The organism is Hydrogenophaga sp. (genome assembly GCF_030656115.1).
Classification (GTDB): domain Bacteria; phylum Pseudomonadota; class Gammaproteobacteria; order Burkholderiales; family Burkholderiaceae_C; genus Hydrogenophaga.
On record NZ_JAUSOO010000049.1, the window covers coordinates 1 to 19,113 of the forward strand.

General features: G+C 62.6%; 26 protein-coding genes. 21 read left to right on the forward strand and 5 right to left on the reverse strand.

Annotated features, from left to right (window positions below; all coding sequences use genetic code 11):
- The 18 genes from Q7J58_RS06860 to Q7J58_RS06945 form a co-directional block, all read left to right on the forward strand.
- Positions 1–275, forward strand: a 275-nt coding sequence (locus Q7J58_RS06860; RefSeq protein WP_304825272.1) for a type I restriction-modification enzyme R subunit C-terminal domain-containing protein, incomplete at its 5' end; no start/stop codon positions are given.
- A gap of 18 nt (positions 276–293) precedes the next feature.
- On the forward strand, positions 294–620 hold the full coding sequence (locus Q7J58_RS06865) for a nucleotidyltransferase domain-containing protein (protein ID WP_304825274.1): 327 nt from the start codon (positions 294–296) through the stop codon (positions 618–620).
- Complete coding sequence (locus Q7J58_RS06870; protein WP_304825275.1) at positions 592–936, forward strand: HepT-like ribonuclease domain-containing protein; 345 nt, start codon at positions 592–594, stop codon at positions 934–936. Before Q7J58_RS06865 ends, Q7J58_RS06870 begins: the two co-directional genes overlap by 29 nt.
- 50 nt (positions 937–986) lie before the next feature.
- Positions 987–1,439, forward strand: a complete 453-nt coding sequence (locus tag Q7J58_RS06875) for a hypothetical protein (RefSeq protein ID WP_304825277.1) — start codon at positions 987–989, stop codon at positions 1,437–1,439.
- On the forward strand, positions 1,436–1,594 hold the full coding sequence (locus Q7J58_RS06880) for a type I restriction-modification enzyme R subunit C-terminal domain-containing protein (RefSeq protein WP_304825278.1): 159 nt from the start codon (positions 1,436–1,438) through the stop codon (positions 1,592–1,594). The genes Q7J58_RS06875 and Q7J58_RS06880 overlap by 4 nt, the downstream gene beginning before the upstream one ends.
- A complete protein-coding gene (locus tag Q7J58_RS06885; RefSeq protein ID WP_304825281.1) occupies positions 1,591–2,547 on the forward strand; it encodes a restriction endonuclease subunit S in 957 nt (318 codons plus the stop codon). Before Q7J58_RS06880 ends, Q7J58_RS06885 begins: the two co-directional genes overlap by 4 nt.
- Before the next feature lie 18 nt (positions 2,548–2,565).
- Positions 2,566–2,937: a restriction endonuclease subunit S gene (locus tag Q7J58_RS06890; RefSeq protein ID WP_304825381.1), complete on the forward strand. Its 372-nt coding sequence runs from the start codon at positions 2,566–2,568 to the stop codon at positions 2,935–2,937.
- Between the two features lie 9 nt (positions 2,938–2,946).
- Positions 2,947–4,605: a hypothetical protein gene (locus Q7J58_RS06895; RefSeq protein ID WP_304825284.1), complete on the forward strand. Its 1,659-nt coding sequence runs from the start codon at positions 2,947–2,949 to the stop codon at positions 4,603–4,605.
- A 27-nt stretch (positions 4,606–4,632) separates the two neighbouring features.
- The gene (locus tag Q7J58_RS06900; RefSeq protein ID WP_304825286.1) at positions 4,633–4,872 is read left to right on the forward strand and encodes a hypothetical protein; all 240 of its coding nucleotides are present in this window, start codon (positions 4,633–4,635) and stop codon (positions 4,870–4,872) included.
- On the forward strand, positions 4,869–5,315 hold the full coding sequence (locus tag Q7J58_RS06905; RefSeq protein ID WP_304825289.1) for a hypothetical protein: 447 nt from the start codon (positions 4,869–4,871) through the stop codon (positions 5,313–5,315). The genes Q7J58_RS06900 and Q7J58_RS06905 overlap by 4 nt, the downstream gene beginning before the upstream one ends.
- A gap of 127 nt (positions 5,316–5,442) precedes the next feature.
- Entirely contained in the window at positions 5,443–5,613 is a 171-nt protein-coding gene (locus tag Q7J58_RS06910; RefSeq protein WP_304825292.1) for a hypothetical protein, read from the forward strand.
- Between the two features lie 6 nt (positions 5,614–5,619).
- Positions 5,620–6,459 (forward strand): ATP-binding protein, encoded by an 840-nt coding sequence (locus Q7J58_RS06915; protein WP_304825294.1) that lies wholly within the window; start codon positions 5,620–5,622, stop codon positions 6,457–6,459.
- A 5-nt stretch (positions 6,460–6,464) separates the two neighbouring features.
- Positions 6,465–7,355 (forward strand): GIY-YIG nuclease family protein, encoded by an 891-nt coding sequence (locus Q7J58_RS06920; protein WP_304825296.1) that lies wholly within the window; start codon positions 6,465–6,467, stop codon positions 7,353–7,355.
- Complete coding sequence (locus tag Q7J58_RS06925) at positions 7,352–8,095, forward strand: HipA family kinase (protein ID WP_304825299.1); 744 nt, start codon at positions 7,352–7,354, stop codon at positions 8,093–8,095. Before Q7J58_RS06920 ends, Q7J58_RS06925 begins: the two co-directional genes overlap by 4 nt.
- Complete coding sequence (locus Q7J58_RS06930) at positions 8,092–8,928, forward strand: DUF3037 domain-containing protein (RefSeq protein ID WP_304825302.1); 837 nt, start codon at positions 8,092–8,094, stop codon at positions 8,926–8,928. Before Q7J58_RS06925 ends, Q7J58_RS06930 begins: the two co-directional genes overlap by 4 nt.
- Positions 8,929–9,034: 106 nt before the next feature.
- Positions 9,035–9,688: a hypothetical protein gene (locus tag Q7J58_RS06935; RefSeq protein ID WP_304825305.1), complete on the forward strand. Its 654-nt coding sequence runs from the start codon at positions 9,035–9,037 to the stop codon at positions 9,686–9,688.
- Positions 9,689–9,695: 7 nt separating this feature from the next.
- Complete coding sequence (locus Q7J58_RS06940) at positions 9,696–11,198, forward strand: class I SAM-dependent DNA methyltransferase (protein WP_304825307.1); 1,503 nt, start codon at positions 9,696–9,698, stop codon at positions 11,196–11,198.
- A 22-nt stretch (positions 11,199–11,220) separates the two neighbouring features.
- On the forward strand, positions 11,221–11,649 hold the full coding sequence (locus tag Q7J58_RS06945) for a PPC domain-containing DNA-binding protein (protein WP_304825310.1): 429 nt from the start codon (positions 11,221–11,223) through the stop codon (positions 11,647–11,649).
- Between the two features lie 22 nt (positions 11,650–11,671).
- On the opposite strand, the gene Q7J58_RS06950 is transcribed toward Q7J58_RS06945, so the two are convergent.
- The 3 genes from Q7J58_RS06950 to Q7J58_RS06960 form a co-directional block, all read right to left on the reverse strand.
- Positions 11,672–12,916, reverse strand: a complete 1,245-nt coding sequence (locus tag Q7J58_RS06950) for an FAD-dependent oxidoreductase (RefSeq protein WP_304825312.1) — start codon at positions 12,914–12,916, stop codon at positions 11,672–11,674.
- Entirely contained in the window at positions 12,913–13,236 is a 324-nt protein-coding gene (locus tag Q7J58_RS06955; RefSeq protein WP_304825314.1) for a 2Fe-2S iron-sulfur cluster-binding protein, read from the reverse strand. The genes Q7J58_RS06950 and Q7J58_RS06955 overlap by 4 nt, the downstream gene beginning before the upstream one ends.
- Before the next feature lie 62 nt (positions 13,237–13,298).
- Positions 13,299–14,477, reverse strand: a complete 1,179-nt coding sequence (locus Q7J58_RS06960) for a cytochrome P450 (protein WP_304825317.1) — start codon at positions 14,475–14,477, stop codon at positions 13,299–13,301.
- A 111-nt stretch (positions 14,478–14,588) separates the two neighbouring features.
- On the opposite strand from Q7J58_RS06960, the gene Q7J58_RS06965 reads away from it, so the two are divergent.
- Positions 14,589–15,527, forward strand: coding sequence for a helix-turn-helix domain-containing protein (locus tag Q7J58_RS06965; RefSeq protein WP_304825319.1), 939 nt, complete (start codon positions 14,589–14,591; stop codon positions 15,525–15,527).
- Between the two features lie 180 nt (positions 15,528–15,707).
- On the opposite strand, the gene Q7J58_RS06970 is transcribed toward Q7J58_RS06965, so the two are convergent.
- Positions 15,708–16,664, reverse strand: a complete 957-nt coding sequence (locus tag Q7J58_RS06970) for a LysR family transcriptional regulator (RefSeq protein ID WP_304825322.1) — start codon at positions 16,662–16,664, stop codon at positions 15,708–15,710.
- Positions 16,665–16,758: 94 nt separating this feature from the next.
- On the opposite strand from Q7J58_RS06970, the gene Q7J58_RS06975 reads away from it, so the two are divergent.
- Positions 16,759–17,100 carry a protocatechuate 4,5-dioxygenase subunit alpha gene (locus Q7J58_RS06975; protein ID WP_336623478.1) on the forward strand — a complete coding sequence of 114 codons (342 nt, stop codon included), beginning with the start codon at positions 16,759–16,761 and terminating at the stop codon, positions 17,098–17,100.
- Positions 17,101–17,116: 16 nt separating this feature from the next.
- Complete coding sequence (locus Q7J58_RS06980) at positions 17,117–17,962, forward strand: class III extradiol dioxygenase family protein (RefSeq protein WP_304825324.1); 846 nt, start codon at positions 17,117–17,119, stop codon at positions 17,960–17,962.
- A gap of 33 nt (positions 17,963–17,995) precedes the next feature.
- Here the strand turns inward: Q7J58_RS06980 and Q7J58_RS06985 are convergent, their stop codons facing one another.
- Entirely contained in the window at positions 17,996–18,982 is a 987-nt protein-coding gene (locus tag Q7J58_RS06985; RefSeq protein ID WP_304825327.1) for an NADPH:quinone oxidoreductase family protein, read from the reverse strand.
- Positions 18,983–19,113: the final 131 nt, after the last annotated feature.

Sequence of the window (19,113 nt, forward strand, 5' to 3'; positions counted from 1 at the left end):
AATCTCCATCCCCGAATTCCCCCCCTCTCCCTCGGGGAGAGGGCCGGGGTGAGGGCTCCCCCGGCTCCCCGCCCCCGCATCCCCCCTTCACCCCCGACCAACTCCACTGGCTAGAAATGATCCGCGACCACATCGCCGCCAACCTTGGCATCGACATTGAAGACTTCAGCTACGCCCCCTTTGAACAAGAAGGCGGGCTGGGTAAGGTGCACCAGCTCTTTGGCGCGGAACTGCCCAAGGTCATTGAGCAATTGAATCGGGAGTTGGCGGCATAATTCCAGCGAGAAAACACCATGATCAGCCTTATCGAACAACACCGTCCTGAAGTCGCCACGCTATGCGGCCGCCTTGGCGTGCAAAGCCTAGAGGTTTTCGGTTCGGCGGCAGACGGCGCGTTTGACCCGGCGCGTAGCGATATTGACTTTCTGGTGACCTTTAGCGCCGAAGACCGACGCAACCTCTTTCACCGTTACTTCGAGCTACAGGAGTCGCTGGAAAAGCTTTTTGACCGTAAGGTGGATCTGGTATCCACCGCTGCGCTAAGCAACCCATATTTCATTGCTGCAGTGAACCAGTCACGCCAACCCGTCTATGCAGCCCCGCGCCCCCAAGCTGCTTGAAGACATCCGCAGTGCGGCGGAGTTTGTCAGGGTGGAAACCCAGGGTTTGACGCTCCAGGAGTTCCAGCACAACCGCGTGCTGCGTCATGCGGTGGAGCGCAATTTTGAAATCATCGGCGAGGCCATGCGCCGACTCGAAAAAGACGACCTAGCCACTGCTGCCCGCATCACCGACTACCGCCGCATCATCGCTTTTCGCGATGTGTTGATTCATGGTTACGACATCATTGATCCGGCTATCGTCTGGGGCGCGATTGAAGATGACCTCGCACCTTTACTTGCGGATGTTCATGCGCTACTGAATAGCGTGGTTTAACGGTGGACAACCTGCGCTGCCCGCACGCGTCCATTCCCCGCAACCCGCGCATGGCCGAGCCCCTGTTTCTGGCCCGCTACATCGAAAAAGCAGGCACCGGCACGCTGGACATGATTGACCTGTGTGCCCAGGCGGGCCTGGCCACACCGGCGTTTCGGCAAGACGGCGGGCAGTTTGTGCTGACCCTGTGGCGGCCCCAAGGGGGGGCTGTTGGGGGCGAGTTGCCTCCAGCCGCACCCAGCGGCGGCACCAAGCTGGCACCAAGCAGGGACCAAGTCAGAATCCTCGCCAAAGCCAGCAACGGCGTGGCTTTGACCGAGCTGATGCAAGTGGCCAAGCGCAGCGACCGCACCAAGTTCAGGCACCAAGTCATTCAGCCCCTGATACAAGACGGCTGGCTGGAAATGACCCACCCCCAATCCCCCCGCAGCCCACAACAGAAATACCGCCTGACCGCGCAAGGCCAGGCGCTGCTGGACGAACAAGCCAAAGGCAAAAAATGATCCGCGACCCCATCGCCGCCAACTTGCGGCTAAACATCGAAGACTTCAGCTGCGCCCCCTTTGAACAGGAAGGCGGACTGGGCAAGGTGCTCCAGCTTTTTGGGGCCGAGCTGCCGCAGGTGATTGAGACGCTGAATCGGGAGTTGGCGGCGTGAGTGATGGTCAGGCTGCTGAGGTGATGTCCCGTCCCCTCGCCAAAGGTTGGCAATGGATTCAACTCGGAAAATACGTTGAAAACCTCGATGGTCGTCGTATTCCGGTTTCCCAAAGGGAAAGGGAAGCGCGGCGTGGTGACTTTCCCTACTACGGCGCGTCGGGCGTCATCGACTCGATTGACGGTCACACCCACGATGGCGAGTTCGTTTTGATTGGCGAAGACGGCGCCAATTTGTTGACTCGCTCTAAACCGATTGCTTTCCAGGCGACGGGAAAGATCTGGGTCAACAACCATGCGCATGTCTTGCGCTGCAAGCCTGGTTATTCAAACGCCTACCTGGCGTACTACATCAACTCCATCGACCTTTCGCCATACGTGACCGGCACAGCGCAGCCCAAGCTGAGCCAGTCGATGATGAACAAGATTCCAGTGCCTGTTGCGCCGCCCGAGCAGCAGGTCGAAATCGTCGCCGAAATCGAAAAGCAGTTCTCCCGCCTCGACGAAGCCGTCGCCAACCTCCAGCGCGTCAAGGCCAACCTCAAACGCTACAAAGCCGCCATCCTCAAAGCTGCCGTCGAAGGCCGCCTCGTAGAAACCGAAGCCAGCCTCGCCCACCGCGAGGGCCGTAGCTACGAAACCGGCGAAAAACTCCTGCAACGCATCCTCGAAACGCGGCGCAGCGGATGGGCGGGGCGCGGCAAGTACAAGGAGCCAGAGGGGCCTAAGTCGCAAGAGCTGCCCGAGGTGCCCGAAGGATGGACATGGGCCACGCTTCCTCAAATTGGTGAACTGAATCGAGGCAAGTCCAAGCACCGACCACGTGATGACAAGTCACTGTATGGCGGCCCCTACCCCTTCATCCAGACCGGTGACGTGCGCCGATCTGATGGCTCTATTGCCGAGTTTTCGCAGACCTACAGCGAAGCCGGCTTACAGCAAAGTCGTCTGTGACCGACAGGAACGCTCTGCATCACGATTGCCGCCAACATTGCCGAGACAGGAATATTGCAGATGAAGGCCTGTTTTCCGGACAGCGTGGTGGGGTTCATTGCCGATCAAGGGCCGATAACGACCGAATACGTCGAGGTTTTCATTCGGACCGCGAAAGAAAACCTGGACCGTTTTGCTTCAGCGACGGCCCAGAAGAACATCAATTTGGAAGTGCTGCAGGCGGTGGCAGTACCCACGCCACCGCTTGCAGAGCAGAGGCGCATTGTTGAAGAGTTGGATCGAATCCTGTCGATTCTTCGAGGAGTGGATCGCGAAGTCGATGCCAACTTCCAGCGCGCTCAGACGTTACGTCAGGCGACGTTGGTAAAGGCGTTCGCCATATCTGCGTAAGGGTTAAGTATGCCTGTGCAATTGAAACGAAGCCTGCTTACTTCATTCGACGAAGTTGAAAGCCACGCGAGTGGTCACGGTGGCGATCTTAATGCTCGTGGCTCATACAACACGTTGGATTTTGTAGTGCGACTGCGCCGTGATGTTCATTTGGCTCTTGAACCTTTCGGAGATAATCTGGACTTCAAACACGTTCGCACCTTTGAGGAAGTACAAGCCTTCTCAACCTACCTCCATGAGACTGTTCACTGGTGGCAGCACATTGGTACAACGGCGGGACTGATGCTCAGTTTTCTGCAGCCCGCGCATGCACACTTGAATCGACGCCATTTAGATGAGCTCTTGGGGCGCTTTGGCCCAGTCAAGCCATTAACACTGCTTGCTGAGCAATTACTCGACGACGACAAGCAAGATGGAGCACTGAATGCTGTGCTGAATAATTGGCACGATTTGGAGTTTTTCCGAAGGCTCGCATTGGACCCTGTCGGTCAGGTCGAGTCAGTAGCCGGTCATGCCTATTTCCACAGCGTCGGGCACTCCTACCAAATGGCTATTGGCGCTACCAGTTGGCTTATCGGTGCAACACTCGATCCTAACTATCAAGTTCTTCCGCATCCCAAGGATTGGGAGTCTGCTATGGACTCCTTGCGTGAAGCGAAAGAAGAGGGTTTCTATCGGGGATCTCCGATTAAAGTCCCGATGCTTGGTTTGAAACACATTTTTGAAGGGCAGGCTAGGTTTACGCAAATTCAATACTTGTATTGTGGATCCGGTCGAGAGTTGAGGTGGCAGGACCTGAGGGAGTTAGGGATGCTCAATGGGGTCTACGTTCATGCTTTCAATACCTTCTTGCAGTTGGTTAATAAAGAGTGGCCCGAAACAATTGAAGATCCATTGGTAGGGCTTTTCTTGTTGATTTGCGACCTCTCGCTTTCGCCATCTGAGGGGCTCTTCCTGCCGATGACTGATCCTTCAGCGTTAATTTGGTCAACAGATCCAGGTTGGCGTTTCATGTTTCTTTGTCGCATTGCGAAAAGTAAAGGCAAGGAAATCCTCGGATCAATTATTGACTACAGCGCAGATGATTACTGGCGAGTCAGTGAATCGCTCAGTGCTGTTTTGTTGAGCCCGAGTCCACGTACTCTGGCGGAAACCATTGTGGACTGGTCAGTAGGACATGAAGCCTGGATTGAATTGGCTGCAGAGGCAAAGACATTTGATTTCCAACTCGGGAACTATCCAATCCGCGTTTTGCTATCGCGCTTTGTGCAGTTTCAGAAAGACAAGTTGGATTTCCCGCATTTCTTCTGCTGGCCCGGGATGTGTATGACTACGGATCAACGTATCGCAGACCCGGCAGCAGTTTTGCGTCTTTTCAATGAGCACGAGGCGTTGTTTCTAAATAAGGCAGATGACCTTGATGTCTTTCCTCGATTGCTTAAAGGCGTGGATGAGTCAAAGTTACAGAGCCTGGTGGACGACTTCTATGCTTGGGTAACTATGTACGAGTTCACCCGGCAATGGCTAGTCGAGGCGGGCGATTTTGATTACGACTTTGGATGGCTCAGTAGCAAGTTTTCCAAGGATGACATGAAGAATTGGGTGGACCAATCTTTCAAGCTATCGACGGGCATCTTGCCGGCTGACTTCAAGGTCATTCAACGGTAGTAACTTACAACTTTGGTGCTTTGATTTGTGACCCCTTTCTCCCTCCGAATCTTCGTCGCCGACGGCGACCCCGACGGCTTGCGCATCGTCGAGCGCTTCAACGCCAGCGCCCGCGCCGTGGTGTTCCCGCGGGCCTTGCTGCCGCAGGTGAAGGCCCGGCCCGAGTCCGCCGCAGCAGCAGGTTGGTGCTTGATGCTGAAGGCGCACCTGCGCGGATTTCTGGATCATTTGCGCATCCTTGACCATCGTTCGCTTTTCCAGCCATGAGCAATGCCGACCTGTCCGCTTTGCTGGACCGCCTGAGAGCCGAGCCTCGCGAGACCGAGTGGCTGGAGTTCAAAGCCAACCGCTACGACCCACAAGCTAAGCGGCTGAAGGCGGCCAAGCTGGTGGAAGGCCGCTACCCCAATCTTCTGGTCGCCGGGAGCGTGTCGGCCGCCACCGGTGACAAGGCTCGGCACATTCGCAACCGGGGCTTTGACAACCGCTACTACCGTGACCTGATCGTGGACCTGGTGCGCGAACACCAGCCAGTGTCGCGGGAAGACATCGACAAACTGCTGCTGGACAAGTTGCCTGAGGTTCTGAGTACCCAGCAAAAGGCTTCCAAGGTTCATAACCTGCTGACCTCTCTGTCTGGTAAGCGGATTCAAAACGTGGGAACCCGGCAGGTTTCCAAGTGGGTACTGTTGGCGCCGGAAAAACAATGATCAGGGAAACCTAACAAAGCGCTTGTGGCAAGCGCACCCAGAAAGTCTTTTAAATTCAAGCACTTGAGCTTTGTTTTTTTGCTAAACGCTTTGTTGAACAAAGAACATGCATGGCGTTGAACCACTTATGCAGTCCCCTTTCTCCCTCCGCATCTTCGTCGCCGACGGCGACCCCGACGGTCTGCGCATCGTCGAGCGCTTCAACGCCAGCGCCCGCGCCGTGGTGTTCCCGCGGGCCTTGCTGCCGCAGGTGAAGGCTCGGCCCGAGTTGCAGCAGTCCGGGGTGAATTTTTTGTGAGCCACCATGCGCCAACTTGACCTGTTCTCCGCCCTCCAGTCCAGCACCGAGGGCATCGACACCGAATTCAAATCGGCGCGGGGCGGGTTGCCGGGCAGTTTCTGGGAGTCGTATTCCGCGTTTGCCAACACGCAGGGCGGCACCATCGTGCTGGGTGTGGCCGAAAAAACCGCCGGTTTGGTGTGGGAGGGCGTGCCCGCTTTGCAGCCTGACCGCGTGAAGCTGGTGCTGCCGATGGTCAGCTTGATTCCCGACGAGGTGGAAAAGGCGCTGCGCCTGCGCTTTGGCGACCGGTTTGCCCAGCTGGACAAAACGGCGGTGCAGGCGGTGGTGACGGCGCAGGTGGAAGGCGGCGTGACCAATGGCCGCATGCAGGAAATCACCGGGGAGCACTCGAAAGACATCACCGGCGTGTTGCAAGGGTTGGTGCGCGATGGCCTGCTGACGCAGCAGAACCAGCGCCGTTGGGCCAGCTACCGGGTGGCGGAGGACTCCCCTCATTTGGCGGGGAACTCCCCCCAAGACTCCCCCCAATGGGCTGGGGACTCCCCTCATTTGGCGGGTAGCTCCCCTCATTTGCAGCCTGAACTCCTGTCATTGGCTGAGCCCGCGCGAAACAAAAAGAAGCTGCCAGTGGCTGAAATGGAGGGTCTGGTCTTGCTGCTGTGTGAGGCGCGTTGGCTGACTTCCAAGGAGCTTGCTCTGCTGCTCAGCCGTGATGCGGAGAACCTGCAAAGTCGCATCCTCGGCGGGATGGTGAAAAAACATCTGTTGGAACTGCGCTTCCCCGATGTACCCAACCGCCCCGATCAAGCGTATCGCACGGTCGCCAAGGCACCTGAATGAACAGCATGAGCACCCCTTTCTCCCTCCGCATCTTCGTCGCCGACGGCGACCCCGACGGTCTGCGCATCGTCGAGCGCTTCAACGCCAGCGCCCGCGCCGTGGTGTTCCCGCGGGCCTTGCTGCCGCAGGTGAAGGCCCGGCCCGAGCTGCAGCAGACCGGGGTGTACTTGTTGCTCGGTCCGCGGCCAGACGGCGAGGGCGAACTGCTCTACGTGGGCGAGGGCGATCCGATCCTCCCGCGCCTGCAAGACCACCAGTCGAAGAAAGACTTTTGGACCCGCGCCATCGGCTTTGTGGCGGTGGGCGGGCTGCTGAACAAGGCGCATGTGCAGTTTCTGGAAGCGCGGCTGATCGCGCTGGCCCGCGCGGCCAAGCGCGTGCCGCTGGACAACGGCAACTCGCCTGGCGAACCCACCCTGAGCGAGGCCGACCGGGCCGACATGGAGGTGTTTCTCAGCCACATGCTGGGCATGCTGCCGGTGCTGGGGGTGCATGCGTTTGAGTCCGCGCCGGCGGCCGCGGTATCGGTGTTGACGGCCGGTGGGCCCGGGTCTGCGGTGCCTGCCTTGCTTTACTGCAATGGCAAAGGTGTGGAGGCCACGGGGTACGAGTCCAGCCAGGGTTTTGTTGTGAAGGCGGGTTCGCAGGCGGTGAAGGCTGTGACGGCCAGTTTCACCCAGATGGCTGGTGCTTGCGAGGTTCGGGACGACCTGCTCAAGAACGGGGTGCTGGTGGATGAGGGGGACGCCTTGCGGTTCACACAGGACTATGTGTTTTCCGCGCCGTCGTCGGCGTCAGACATCGTGCTGGGTGGCTGCACCAACGGACGCCTGACCTGGAGGGATGCGAAGGGGCGGACGCTGAAGGAACTGCAGACGGCGGAGGCGAGCACATGATCGTCATTGAAGAAGTGATCAAGCGGGCTGAGCAGGGCCAGACAGCGCCTTACTTGTGTCGTGCAGACGATGGGCAGGTGTATTTCGTCAAGAGTGGCGCGCTGCCCAAGCGCGAGCTGGTGGCGGAGTGGTTGGCCGCCCATCTCGCGAAAGAAGTGGGCCTGCCGATTCCCGTGTTTCACCTGGTCGAGGTTCCCGAGGCGCTGTGTGACCGCAGGATGGGGCCATGGTTGAGGGACCTGGTGCCCGGTGTGGCGTTCGCGTCGCTAAGGGTGGAGGCCGGGGATTTTGCATGGAGCATGACAACGCACGTTCCCCCGCAGCAGCGGGCGCTGATCGTGGCGTTTGACTGGTGGATTCACAATGCGGACCGGACACTTTCGGCGCTGGGGGGGAACCCCAATCTGCTGTGGCGCCAGGGTGAGCACGGTGGAGAAGTGGTGGTGTTCGACCACAACCTGGCGTTTGAAATCGGGTTCAATGTCGAGGCATTTCTGGATTCCCACGTTTTCGCCGACGACCTCAAGCTGCTTGCCTCTGACTGGGTGGCGCGAGAACAGGTTCGGCAAGGATTTGTAGCGGCTCTCCACTCGTTGGAGGGGGTGTGCGCTAACATTCCCGAAGCTTGGCATTTCGCAGATGCCGAGCAGACCGTGCAGGCTGCATGGAACCTGCCGGAGTTTGTGACGACGCTGGAGCGTTGTCAGGACGATCAGACCTTCTGGAACCTCACACCATGAAAACCGCATGCCATTACGCGATCGTGCTCTTCATGCCCTTCGTGGAGACCGAAGAGTTTGCCAATGTCGGCGTGGTCTTGTTCGCGCCAGACGGGCGCTACTTTGGCTTCCGGCTGCTCGGCAACCGCACGAGCCGGATCACCAACTTCTTTGAACAGATGGAAGTGGCCTCTTATCGCGCCTTCATGCGCGATCTGCGGGAAGAGCTGGTGCGGGTGAGCACTGCTTTCAAGACCATGGGTACCGACCGGCGTTTGAAGACGCTGGATGTGTCGGCCACTTGGGCCATGTGGTCGGAGCTGATCAAGCCGCGCGCCAGCCTGGTGCGGTTCGGCGAGGGGCGGGTCGTGCTCGCCAGCGACCCGGAGGCCAAGCTCAACGATCTGTTCGGCTACTACGTGGAGCGCAATTTCGTGACGCGCGAGTACCGTGAGCAGGTGTTGGAGCGCAATGTTCGCCAGGTGCTCAAGGCGGCTGATCTGGCCAAGCGCTTTCAACCTGCGCGCGTGGGCAATGAGGAATACCACGCGCAGTTTCCTTTCGTCCAGATGGACGGCGAGACGCCGGTGAAGGTCATCAAGGCTCTGACACTGAGCCAGCCTGACCCGGCGCGGATCATTGACCACGGCGGGCAGTGGGTATTGCGCGTGACGCAGTTGCGCAAGCGTGGGCTTTTGCCTGAGCACGTGCTTTTTGCGGTGGACGACGACGCCAAGGCCACAGGTTTGCGCGCCCGTGCACGGGAAGAAGTGCTGGCGGAGCTGCGAGGGCTGAATGTTGAAGTGGCGGGCCTGGGGCAAAACCAGCGCTTGCTGGATTTCGCAAGGAACTGAGAGCAAGGGTTGCGCCCCTGAGCACTGAAAAAAATGCATGGTCGGCGTTGTCCGGCCATCTTTCGGTTGCAATAATTCGCAATTCGCAATTCGCGAATAAAGATCAATGCTGCTTAAACCCCAAGACTTGCTGCTTGCGCTCAAGCTGGTTGCCCTCGGCAGCGAGCGGTGGACCTATGCACGGCTGGCCAAAGAACTGGGGTTGAGCGCGTCCGAGGCGCACGCGGGTGTGCAGCGGTGTCTGCGATCCAGCTTGTTGCTGGAGAACGTGGCAGCGTACCCGGCAGATGAGGCGACTCGTGCAGTGCTGCTAAGCCAGGATATTTACCCAGTGATGCAACGTCGGCGCAGGGGACCGCAGGCAAATGCCTCTGGCAACCCGGTGCGCCCACACGACCGCTTTCTTGCAGAGTTCGTCATTCACGGCGCGCGATTCGTTTTTGTGCCCGACCGGACGCCAATGACTGTGGGCGTTCCCACCAGCCACAGCGCCCCCGCATTTGCCGGCGTGTTTGCACCTGGCTCCAACGACTACGTGTGGCCTCACCCGAACGGGCAGGTCCGTGGACTGGGCATAGAGCCCTTGCACCCCAACGTACCGTTTGCGGCCATTCAGGACGGCAAGCTCTATGAGATGCTGGCCCTCTTCGATGCATTGCGCGTCGGCCGCGCCCGAGAACGGGGCATGGCCATGGACAGGCTGGCTGCCATTCTCGACCCCCATACGCCAAGACCACCCAAGCCCGCTCCGAAGGGTTGAAACCGACATGAACACCAACACCCACTCCCTCGTCCAGAAGCTCTGGAACTACTGCAACGTGCTGCGCGATGACGGCATGAGCTATGGCGACTACGTGGAGCAGCTGACCTACCTGCTGTTCCTGAAGATGGCGCACGAGCGCAGCCAGCCGCCGCACAACCAGCCGAGCATCGTGCCGGCGGGCTACGGCTGGCCCGAGTTGCTGGCGCGTGACGGCGACGCGCTGTTTGACCACTACCGCCACACGCTGGAGCGGCTGGGCATGGAGCGGGGCACGCTGGGGCTGATTTTTGCCAAGGCGCAAAACAAGTTTCAAGACCCGGCCAAGCTGCGCCGCGTGGTGGCGGACCTGATCGACACCGAGACCTGGACCATCCTGGGCGCGGATGTGAAGGGCGATGCCTACGAGGGCCTGCTGGAGCGCAACGCGCAAGACACCAAGAGCGGTGCCGGCCAGTACTTCACGCCGCGTGCGCTCATCCAGGCCATGGTGGACTGCATCGCACCGCAGCCGGGCGAGACCATTTGCGACCCGGCCTGTGGCACGGGCGGCTTTCTGTTCACCGCGCACAACCACATCACCGCACACCACAAGAACCTGACGCGCGACCAGCTGCGGCACCTGAAAGAGAAGGCCTTCACCGGCTACGAGCTGGTGCAGGCCACGGCGAGGGTGTGCGCCATGAACCTGATGCTGCACGGCATCGGGTCTGAAAAGTCGGTGCCGGTGGTGGTGGGCGATGCGCTGGGTTCGGACCCCGGCGCGCGCTTTGACGTGGTGCTGGCCAACCCGCCGTTTGGCAAGAAGAGCAGCACGGTGATCGTGGGCGAAGACGGCCGCACCAGCACCGAAAAAGACATCATCGAGCGCGACGATTTCTGGGCCACCACGAGCAACAAGCAGCTCAACTTTGTGCAGCACATCAAGACGCTGCTGGCCACGCACGGCCGCGCGGCGGTGGTGCTGCCCGACAACGTGCTGTTTGAAGGTGGGGCGGGCGAAACCATTCGCCGCCGCCTGCTGCAGGAATGCGACCTGCACACGCTGCTGCGCCTGCCCACGGGTTTGTTTTACGCGCAGGGCGTGAAGGCCAATGTGCTGTTCTTCGACAAGAAGCCGGCCAGCGAAACGCCCTGGACGAAGAAGCTCTGGATCTACGACCTGCGCACCAACAAGCGCTTCACGCTCAAGACCAACCCGCTCAAACGCGAAGACCTTGAAGAGTTCGTGAGCCTCTACAACGCGGCCAACCGCAACCAGCGCGAAGCCACCTGGAGCGCGGAGCAGCCCGAAGGCCGTTGGCGCGCCTACAGCTTTGACGACATCGTGGCGCGCGACAAGGCGAGCCTCGACATCTTCTGGTTGAAAGACGATTCGCTGGCCGACAGCGACAACTTGCCAGCGCCCGCCGTGATCGCGCAGGAGATCGTGGAAGACCTGCAGGCGGCGCTGGAACAGTTCAAGTTGATCGCAGGCGACCTGGGCGCTGATGTGGTCGAAGAGGCCTGAGCAAGTTGAACGGTACAGATGCATGAAAACCCTCCCCATCCGCCTCACCCCCGGCCAGGACCTGCGCGAAGCGCTCGAAGCCGCCGTGCGCGCCCAAGGCTTCCAGGCCGCGTTCGTGCTGTCGGGCATCGGTAGTCTGGTGGATGCACGCATCCGCTTCGCCGGGGCGGACGAGCCGCTGTGTATCTGTGGGGATTCGGAAATCCTGAGCCTGTGTGGCACGGTGGGCGTGGGTGCCACGGGTGATGCCGTGCTTGGCCACTCGCATTTGCACATGGCCGTGGCGGCTGCCACGGGTGAGGTGTTTGGCGGTCACGTGGCGCCGGGTTGCCGGGTGCGGACCACGGCCGAGGTGTTGCTGGCGCTGTTGCCCGAATGGGCGTTCAAGCGCGATCTGGATGCCGCCACCGGCTACGCCGAGCTGGTGGTGATGGTGCGTGATGGCACGTGAGGCCTGAGCCTCGCGCAGCCGCTCACTTCACCAGCAGACTCGCCAGATCAAACGCCACATCGCCCGCCTGTTCGCGCGTGGGCGAGACACCCGCATCCAGCAGCTTGCGTACCAGCAAGTGGTCTTTGCTGGCGTTGACGCTGTCGGCGGCGATGAGTCGGTCGCCCTTGAAGTGATACACGGTGAAGCTGCCGGCGGCCATGTCGCCGCGCACGGCCCAGCCGTCTGCGCCCATGGAGAGGCCGGCCATCTGCAGCTTCTTGTCGTACTGGTCGCTCCAGAACCAGGGCGTGGCGGTGAAGGGGCGGTCCTGCCCGAGCAGCGCGGCGGCGGCGCTCTTGCCCTGTTCGGTGGCGTTCTGCACCGATTCGAGCCGCAGCAAGTTGCCGTCGGCCAGGCGGCGCGCGGTGCAGTCGCCGGCGGCCACGATTGAAGGGTCGCTGGTGCGGCCGCAGGCGTCGACCACGATGCCGCGGTCGCATTCAAGGCCAGCGGCTTGCGCGAGCTGGTGATTGGCGCTGACGCCGATGCCGACCACTACGAGACCTGCAGGCACGACGCTGCCGTCGGCGAGCTTGACGCCAGTCACACCTTGGGCGTCGGCTTCGATGGCGGCGACCTGCGCGCCCAGCACCAGCTGCACGCCGTGGCCGCGGTGCAGCTCGGCGTACCAGTCGCTCAGCACCGGCGCGAGCACGCGGCCGAGCAGGCGCGGCGCGGCTTCGAGCACGGTGACGGTCAGGCCCTTCTTGCGCGCGGTGGCCGCCACTTCGAGGCCGATGAAGCCACCGCCGATGACCACCACCGGGCGCTGCTGTTCGATGCACGCGGCCAGTCGGTCGGCGATGGCGCTGGCGTCGTCGCGCGTGCGCAGGGCCAGCACACCGGGCGCGTCGCCGCCGGGCAGGGGCAGGGCGCGTGGCGTGCTGCCGGTGGCGAGCACCAGGCCGGCGTAGGGCAGGGTGCTGCCTTCGCCAAGGATCACGGTTTTCGCGCTGCGGTCGATGGCCTTGACGTTCACGCCGGTGCGCAGCGCGATGTTCTTGCGCGCCAGCATCTCGGGCGCGCGCATCACCAGCTGGGCCGCTTCGATTTCGCCGGCCATCCAGGCTTTGGAGAGCGGCGGGCGGTGGTAGGGGCCGTGGGGTTCGTCGCCCAGCACCGTGATGGGACCTTCGAAGCCACCGGTGCGCAGGGCTTCGGCCGTCATCACGCCGGCCTGACCCGCGCCGACGATGACGATGCCGGCCGTGGTGTCTGCGCTCATTCCTGGCACTCCGGCAGGTGCACCACGCCGCCTTCCAGCGCGGGGCTGGCCTTGATCTGGCAGGCCAGGCGGCTGTTGGGGCGGCGCTCGGCGACCACGTTCTCCAGCATGTCCAGTTCGCCCTGTGTGGGCGGGGGCAGCACGCCGGCCAGCAGGTCGTCCACATAGCAATGGCAGGTGGCGCAGGCGCAAGAGCCGCCGCATTCGCCGACGATGCCGTCCACGCCGTTGGCGGTGGCGCCCTGCATCAGGCTCCAGCCGTCGGCCAGGTTGAGGGTGGTGGATTGGCCGTTGGCCTCGATGAAGGTGATGTTCGCCATGGTGTCTCCAGAAAACAGAAAGGCGCTGCCCGGTGGCAGGCAGCGCGATGATGGGATGCAGCTTAAGCGGCTCTGAGTTCGAGCACCAGCGGGCTGCGGAAGGTGCTGGAGGGCATCCAGGGCAACTGGTCGGCCACGCGGCGGTAGTCGGGCACCACCTTGTGGAACTCGTCGAAGGCGATCTTCACCGCCAGGCGCGCGATGGCCGTGCCGAGGCAGGCGTGCACACCACCACCGAAACCGAGGTGGCCGCGCGGCTTGCGGGTGATGTCGTACACGTCGGGGTTGGGGTATTGGCGCTCGTCGCGGTTGCCGCTGCCGTAGGCCAGGCAGACGAAGTCGCCTTCCTTCATGGTCTGGCCGTGCAGGGTCACGTCTTTCATCAGGCGGCGGCGGAAGCGTTGGGCCGAGGTGTTGAAGCGCAGGCTTTCTTCGATCGCGTCGGGCAGCAGCTCGGGGTTGGCCACCACGGCCTTGCGGGCTTCGTCAAACGTGGCGAGGTTGTAGGCGAACATCATCATGAAGCCGCCGAGCGATTCGACGCCGGCCATGATCAGCGTGGTGGTGGTCAGCAGCACCTCGCGGTCGTCCAGCCGGTCGCCGTCGATCTCGGCCAGCGCGAAGTTGCTGATCAGGTCGTTGCGCGGTTCGGCGCGGCGCATCGCGATGACCTTGGCGGCGTATTCCTGCATCCAGTTGTAGGCGGCGATGTGCTCCGGGCCCTTGGCGCGGGTGCGGGCGTCGCTCTGCACCATGAGCACGGCGTTGTCGCGCACGATCTGCTCGTCCACGATGGCCTCGTCGCCCATGGGCAGGCCCAGCGCGGCCATCAGCACCTTGACGGTGAACTGCGACGAAACTTCCTTGAAGTCGAATTGCTTCACATCTTTCAGCTGGCCGAACACCTGTTTGGCCACATCGCGGATGGGCTCTTCGAGCGCCAGCAGGTTGCGCTTCATGAACGCGTGCTGGATCAGGCCGCGCAGGCGGTCGTGTTTCGGTGGGTCGGAGCTGCCGAGCGTGGCGCCAGCGCGGCCGGGCAACTCGGTCATGAGGTTGCCGCTGGCGCTGGAGTAGGTCTGCCAGTCCTGGCCGGCGGAGACGATGTCCGCATAACGCGAGAGGATCCACATCTGGGCTTCTTCGCTCCAGAAGCAGGGCTGCTCGTCGCGCAGCTGCTTGTAATAAGGAAAGGGGTCGGCGTCAACGGCCGGCGAGTACGGGTCGAAATGGAAGCTCATGGCTTTTGTCTCCTGTGGGTGGAACCGGGTTGAACTGTAGGCTTCCCGGCGCGCATTGGCACTGCATTTAGCAGGGATAATTCTTGTACTTTTGGATCAAGGTGTTCCGCCATGCCTCAAGCGAACGACTCCCCGCCACGCACCCGGTCATCGCGCGGCCAGCCAGCGGCCATTCCGCGTTTTGCGCTCTATGGCGAGGCGGCCACGCCCGGCCAGGAGATGCTGCACATCGAAGACGTGCAGTCGCGCAGCCGGCTCTACCACTGGGAGATCGAGCCCCACGTGCACCAGGGCCTGTACCAGATCCTCTGGCTGCAAAGGGGTTCGGCCGAGGTGGTGCTGGACGAATGGCGCGCATCGGTGGCCGGGCCGGCGGCCATCGTGGTGCCGCCGGGCGTGGTGCACGGCTTTGTCTTCGCGCCCGAGACCGATGGCCGCGTGCTCACGCTCAGCGCCCGTTTTCTGGTGGAGGGCGAGTTCCAGGCGGTGGGGGAGGCGTTCCGTGCGCTTTTCTCGGCGCCGGGGGTCTTGCATTTTTCACCCGACGATGGTGAGGCCGAGCGCCTGAGCGTGCAGCTCGGCGAGCTGGCCGCCGAGTTCGCCTTGCCCGGCTCGGCCGACGCGCCGGTGGTGCAGTGGCTGGCGCGTGCCGTGGTCTGGCGCCTGGCCCGCGCGAGCGAGCAGGGCCAGCGCGAAGGCGGCGAGCGCGCCCACCAGCACCAGGCGCTGTTCACGCGCTTTCTGCTGCTGGTGGAGCAGCATTTTCTGGAGCACTGGCCGCTGGAGCGCTACGCCTCGCGGCTGGGGTTGTCCACGCAGCGGCTCAACCGCCTGGCGCGCGCGGGCAGCGGGCGCAGCGCGCTGGAGCTGGTGCACGAGCGCCTCACGCGCGAGGCTTGCCGGCGGCTGGTGTACATCGCCGCGCCCGCGGCCAGCCTGGCGCTGGAGCTGGGCTTTGAAGACCCGGCCTATTTTTCGCGCTTCTTCAAACGCCGCACGGGCCTGAGCCCGCAGCGCTGGCGCGAGGCGCAGCGCCCGCCGGTGGCGTGAAGTGCTCCCCCCCCTGCGCCGCTTCGCGTCACCCCCAAGGGAGCTGAGGGCCGCGGCTCCAAGCCTGCCTGCGCAGGCTTGGACGGCCCGAAGAAGCCTCACCTCCGGCGAGGCTGCGGCCTGCAAGGCGCACTGGCCGTCCGGCCAAGCCGGCCCGGCGGTGCCCTGGGTTGCACCGTTTCATGCGTCGGGGTGGCGCTCCGGTGCCATGGAAAACTGATCAACGCTGGGTGCCCTGGCCGCGGCGCCCGGCGCCAGCGCGTCGAGCCGTTCGCGCAGCCAGCGGTGGGCCGCGTCGTCCTGGTGGCGCCGGTGCCAGATCATGTACATGGGCAGCGTGGGGCAGGGTGTGGGCACCTCGGCGCGGGCGAACTCGCGCATGAAGCTGTCGTGCAGCAGGGCAGGCGCCGTGGCCAGCAGCGGGCTGCCGCGCAGGAAGGCGGGCAGGCCACCGAAGCCGGGCACCATGACGGCAAAGCGCCGGTGCACGCCTTGCGCGGCGAGGGTGCGGTCGAGGTAGAGCGTGCGTTTCGGTTCGTAGACCACGGTGATGTGGTCGGCGGCGAGGTAGTCGGCCAGCGTGGCCGGCGCCTCGCGCACCGCCGCGTCGTAATAGACGCAGTAGCGGTCTTCGAAGATGCGTTTCTGCACGATGTCGCTGCCTTCGGGCGGGCGCGGGCTGATGGCGATGTCGCACACGCCATCGCGCAGCATCTCCAGGCTCGGGATGTCCGACGGAATGACGCGCAGCGCCACACCGGGCGCCTGCTCACGCAGCACCCGCGCGAGCGCGGGCAGCAGCACGTCGCGCTGGAAGTCGTTGGCGGCGATGGTGACCGTGGTTTGCCAGCGCGCAGGGTCGAAGGCGCCGGTGTGGGCAAAACCCTGCAGCTGGCGCAGCAGTTCGCGCGCCTGCACCGCCAGCTCGCCCGCCCGCGCCGTGGCCACGATGCCGCGCCCGCTTTTCACGAACAGCGCGTCGCCGGTGATGCGGCGCAGCTTGTCGAGCTGGTGGCTCACGGCCGACTGCGTGACCCCCAGCGACTGCGCCGCGCCGGTGATGCTGCCCGCCTCGACCACCGCCACCAGCAGTTGCAGCAGGCGGGCATCCAGGTCTGACCAATCGAAATCATTCATGTGTCTGATGATCATTCATCTGTTTATCTTTGGCAATGGTCTGGGAATACTCGCGACTTGACACACGTCAATCCACCCCACGCAGGAGACCCCCGTGAGAAAAACCATTCCCGGCACCACGCCGTTTGACGGCGACATGGCCCAAAAAGGCTACGCCCTGAACAAAATGTGCTTCTCTTTCAATCACCAAGCCAACCGCGATGCGTTCGTGGCCGATCCCGAGGCTTACATGCAGCAGTACGGCCTGAACAACGAGCAGGCCGAGGCCATCCGCTCCAAGCAGGTGCTGGCCCTGATCGCGGCCGGCGGCAACGCCTACTACCTGGCCAAGTTCGCTGGCATTTTCGGACTGGACATGCAGGACATCGGCGCGCAACAGACCGGCATGACCAAAGAGCAGTTCAAGGCCAAGCTGGTCGCGGCCAACCATTCATAAGCAGGAGCAGATTCACATGGCACAACTCATCGGCGGCCTCGGCACGTCCCACATTCCCGCCATCGGCGGCGCGATCCACAAGGGCTTGCAGCAAGACCCCTACTGGAAGCCGTTCTTTGACGGTTTCCCGCCCATTCGCGCATGGCTGGGTGAGACCAGGCCCGACGTGGTGGTGATGTTTTACAACGACCACGGCCTGAACTTCTTTCTGGACAAGATGCCCACCTTTGCCGTGGGTGCCGCACCGCAATACTGCAACGCCGACGAAGGCTGGGGCATCCCCACGTTGCCGCCGTTCAAGGGCGAGCTGGACCTGTCCTGGCACATCATCAACACCTTGGTGGACAAAGAATTTGACATCGTCACCTGCCAGGAAATGCTGGTGGACCACGCCTGCACGCTGCCCCTCAAGCTGTTTTGGCCCGAGGGCGATTGCCCGGTGACCGTGGTGCCGGTGTGCATCAACACCGTGCAGTTTCCGCTGCCCAAGGCGAGCCGGGTTTACGCCATGGGCAAAGCGGTGGGCGAGGCCATTCGTTCCTGGGACAGCAACAAGAAGGTCGCGGTGATCGCCTCTGGCGGCTTGAGCCACCAATTGGACGGTGAACGCGCCGGCTTCATCAACAAGGCGTTTGACCTGCAGTTCATCGACAGCCTGGAGAGCAACCCGGAGTGGGCCACGCAGTTCAGCATCCACGAGATCGTGGAAAAAGCCGGCACCCAGGGCGTGGAGCTGCTGCAGTGGCTGGCCATGCGGGCAGCCCTCACGGCCGCAGCCCCCAAGGTGCGCCGCGTGCACAGCAACTACCACATACCGATTTCCAACACCGCCACGGCGGTGATGGCGCTGGAGGCCGTTTGACTTGAGACGCGGCTGTTTTCTGGCGTGGTTTGTTCAGTTCACCATCACCAGCTTGCCCTTGACCGAGCGCGAACCCATGATGGCGTAGGCCTGGGGCAGCTCGCTCATGGGCAGGGTCTGGTCGATCACGGGTTTGATCTTTCCTTGGCCATACAGGGTCGCCAGCGTTTGCATCATGTCGGCGTTGGCCTTGGGTTCGCGCCGGGCAAAGTCGCCCCAGAACACGCCGACGATGCTGGCGCCCTTGAGCAGGGTGAGGTTCAGCGGCAGGCTGGGAATGGGGCCGCTGGCAAAGCCCACCACCAGGTAGCGCCCACGCCAGGCGATGGAGCGGAACGCGGGTTCGGCAAAATCGCCGCCCACCGGGTCGTAAATCACGTCGGGGCCTTTGCCGTCGGTGGCCGCCTTGATGGCGTCGCGCAAACCTTCCTTGGGCGTGTGCACGCTGTAGTTGATGGTGGCATCAGCCCCCAGCTGGCGGCAGAGTTCGCATTTTTCGTCGCTCGATGCCGCGGCAATCACCCGCGCGCCTGCCGCCTTGGCAATCTGAATGGCTGCCGTGCCCACACCACCTGCAGCGCCCAGCACCAGCACGGTTTCGCCGGCTTTCAGGGCCGCGCGGTCCATAAGGGCGTGCCACGAGGTGGCGTAAATCATGATGAAGGCCGCCGCGTCCACTGCGGGGAAGCCGGCCGGCAGCGGCATGCACAGCGCTGCGGGCGCCAGCGTGTGGGTGCCAAAACCGCCGGTGCCACTGAGGCAGGCCACGCTCTGGCCCACCTGCAGGTGTTTCACACCCTCGCCCACGGCGCGCACCACACCCGCGTATTCCGAGCCTGGCACAAAGGGCAGGGCGGGCTTCATCTGGTATTTGTTCTGCACGATCAGCAGGTCGGGAAAGTTCAGGCTGGCCGCCTGGATCTCGATCAGCACCTCGCCCGCCTTGGGCTCGGGGGTGGGCAGTTCTTTCCAGGTCAGGGCTTCGACGCCCACAGGGTTTTCGCACAGCCAGGCTTGCATGGGGGTTCCTCGTTGGTTCGTTCAAAGCGGCCCATGATAGGCACGCAGGTGGGTGCTGGCCCAGCGGGAAAGCCCTGTGCATGTCCCTCGTGTGACGCCGGGGGTGTTCGCTTGCTGCACCGTTTTCTCAG

Coding starts and splice junctions, on each gene's coding strand:
- Q7J58_RS06865 (WP_304825274.1), top strand. CDS start 294: ATGATCAGCCTTATCGAACAACACCGTCCTGAAGTCGCCACGCTATGC.
- Q7J58_RS06870 (WP_304825275.1), top strand. CDS start 592: ATGCAGCCCCGCGCCCCCAAGCTGCTTGAAGACATCCGCAGTGCGGCG.
- Q7J58_RS06875 (WP_304825277.1), top strand. CDS start 987: ATGGCCGAGCCCCTGTTTCTGGCCCGCTACATCGAAAAAGCAGGCACC.
- Q7J58_RS06880 (WP_304825278.1), top strand. CDS start 1,436: ATGATCCGCGACCCCATCGCCGCCAACTTGCGGCTAAACATCGAAGAC.
- Q7J58_RS06895 (WP_304825284.1), top strand. CDS start 2,947: ATGCCTGTGCAATTGAAACGAAGCCTGCTTACTTCATTCGACGAAGTT.
- Q7J58_RS06905 (WP_304825289.1), top strand. CDS start 4,869: ATGAGCAATGCCGACCTGTCCGCTTTGCTGGACCGCCTGAGAGCCGAG.
- Q7J58_RS06910 (WP_304825292.1), top strand. CDS start 5,443: ATGCAGTCCCCTTTCTCCCTCCGCATCTTCGTCGCCGACGGCGACCCC.
- Q7J58_RS06915 (WP_304825294.1), top strand. CDS start 5,620: ATGCGCCAACTTGACCTGTTCTCCGCCCTCCAGTCCAGCACCGAGGGC.
- Q7J58_RS06920 (WP_304825296.1), top strand. CDS start 6,465: ATGAGCACCCCTTTCTCCCTCCGCATCTTCGTCGCCGACGGCGACCCC.
- Q7J58_RS06925 (WP_304825299.1), top strand. CDS start 7,352: ATGATCGTCATTGAAGAAGTGATCAAGCGGGCTGAGCAGGGCCAGACA.
- Q7J58_RS06930 (WP_304825302.1), top strand. CDS start 8,092: ATGAAAACCGCATGCCATTACGCGATCGTGCTCTTCATGCCCTTCGTG.
- Q7J58_RS06935 (WP_304825305.1), top strand. CDS start 9,035: ATGCTGCTTAAACCCCAAGACTTGCTGCTTGCGCTCAAGCTGGTTGCC.
- Q7J58_RS06940 (WP_304825307.1), top strand. CDS start 9,696: ATGAACACCAACACCCACTCCCTCGTCCAGAAGCTCTGGAACTACTGC.
- Q7J58_RS06945 (WP_304825310.1), top strand. CDS start 11,221: ATGAAAACCCTCCCCATCCGCCTCACCCCCGGCCAGGACCTGCGCGAA.
- Q7J58_RS06950 (WP_304825312.1), bottom strand. CDS start 12,916: ATGAGCGCAGACACCACGGCCGGCATCGTCATCGTCGGCGCGGGTCAG.
- Q7J58_RS06955 (WP_304825314.1), bottom strand. CDS start 13,236: ATGGCGAACATCACCTTCATCGAGGCCAACGGCCAATCCACCACCCTC.
- Q7J58_RS06960 (WP_304825317.1), bottom strand. CDS start 14,477: ATGAGCTTCCATTTCGACCCGTACTCGCCGGCCGTTGACGCCGACCCC.
- Q7J58_RS06965 (WP_304825319.1), top strand. CDS start 14,589: ATGCCTCAAGCGAACGACTCCCCGCCACGCACCCGGTCATCGCGCGGC.
- Q7J58_RS06970 (WP_304825322.1), bottom strand. CDS start 16,664: ATGAATGATTTCGATTGGTCAGACCTGGATGCCCGCCTGCTGCAACTG.
- Q7J58_RS06980 (WP_304825324.1), top strand. CDS start 17,117: ATGGCACAACTCATCGGCGGCCTCGGCACGTCCCACATTCCCGCCATC.
- Q7J58_RS06985 (WP_304825327.1), bottom strand. CDS start 18,982: ATGCAAGCCTGGCTGTGCGAAAACCCTGTGGGCGTCGAAGCCCTGACC.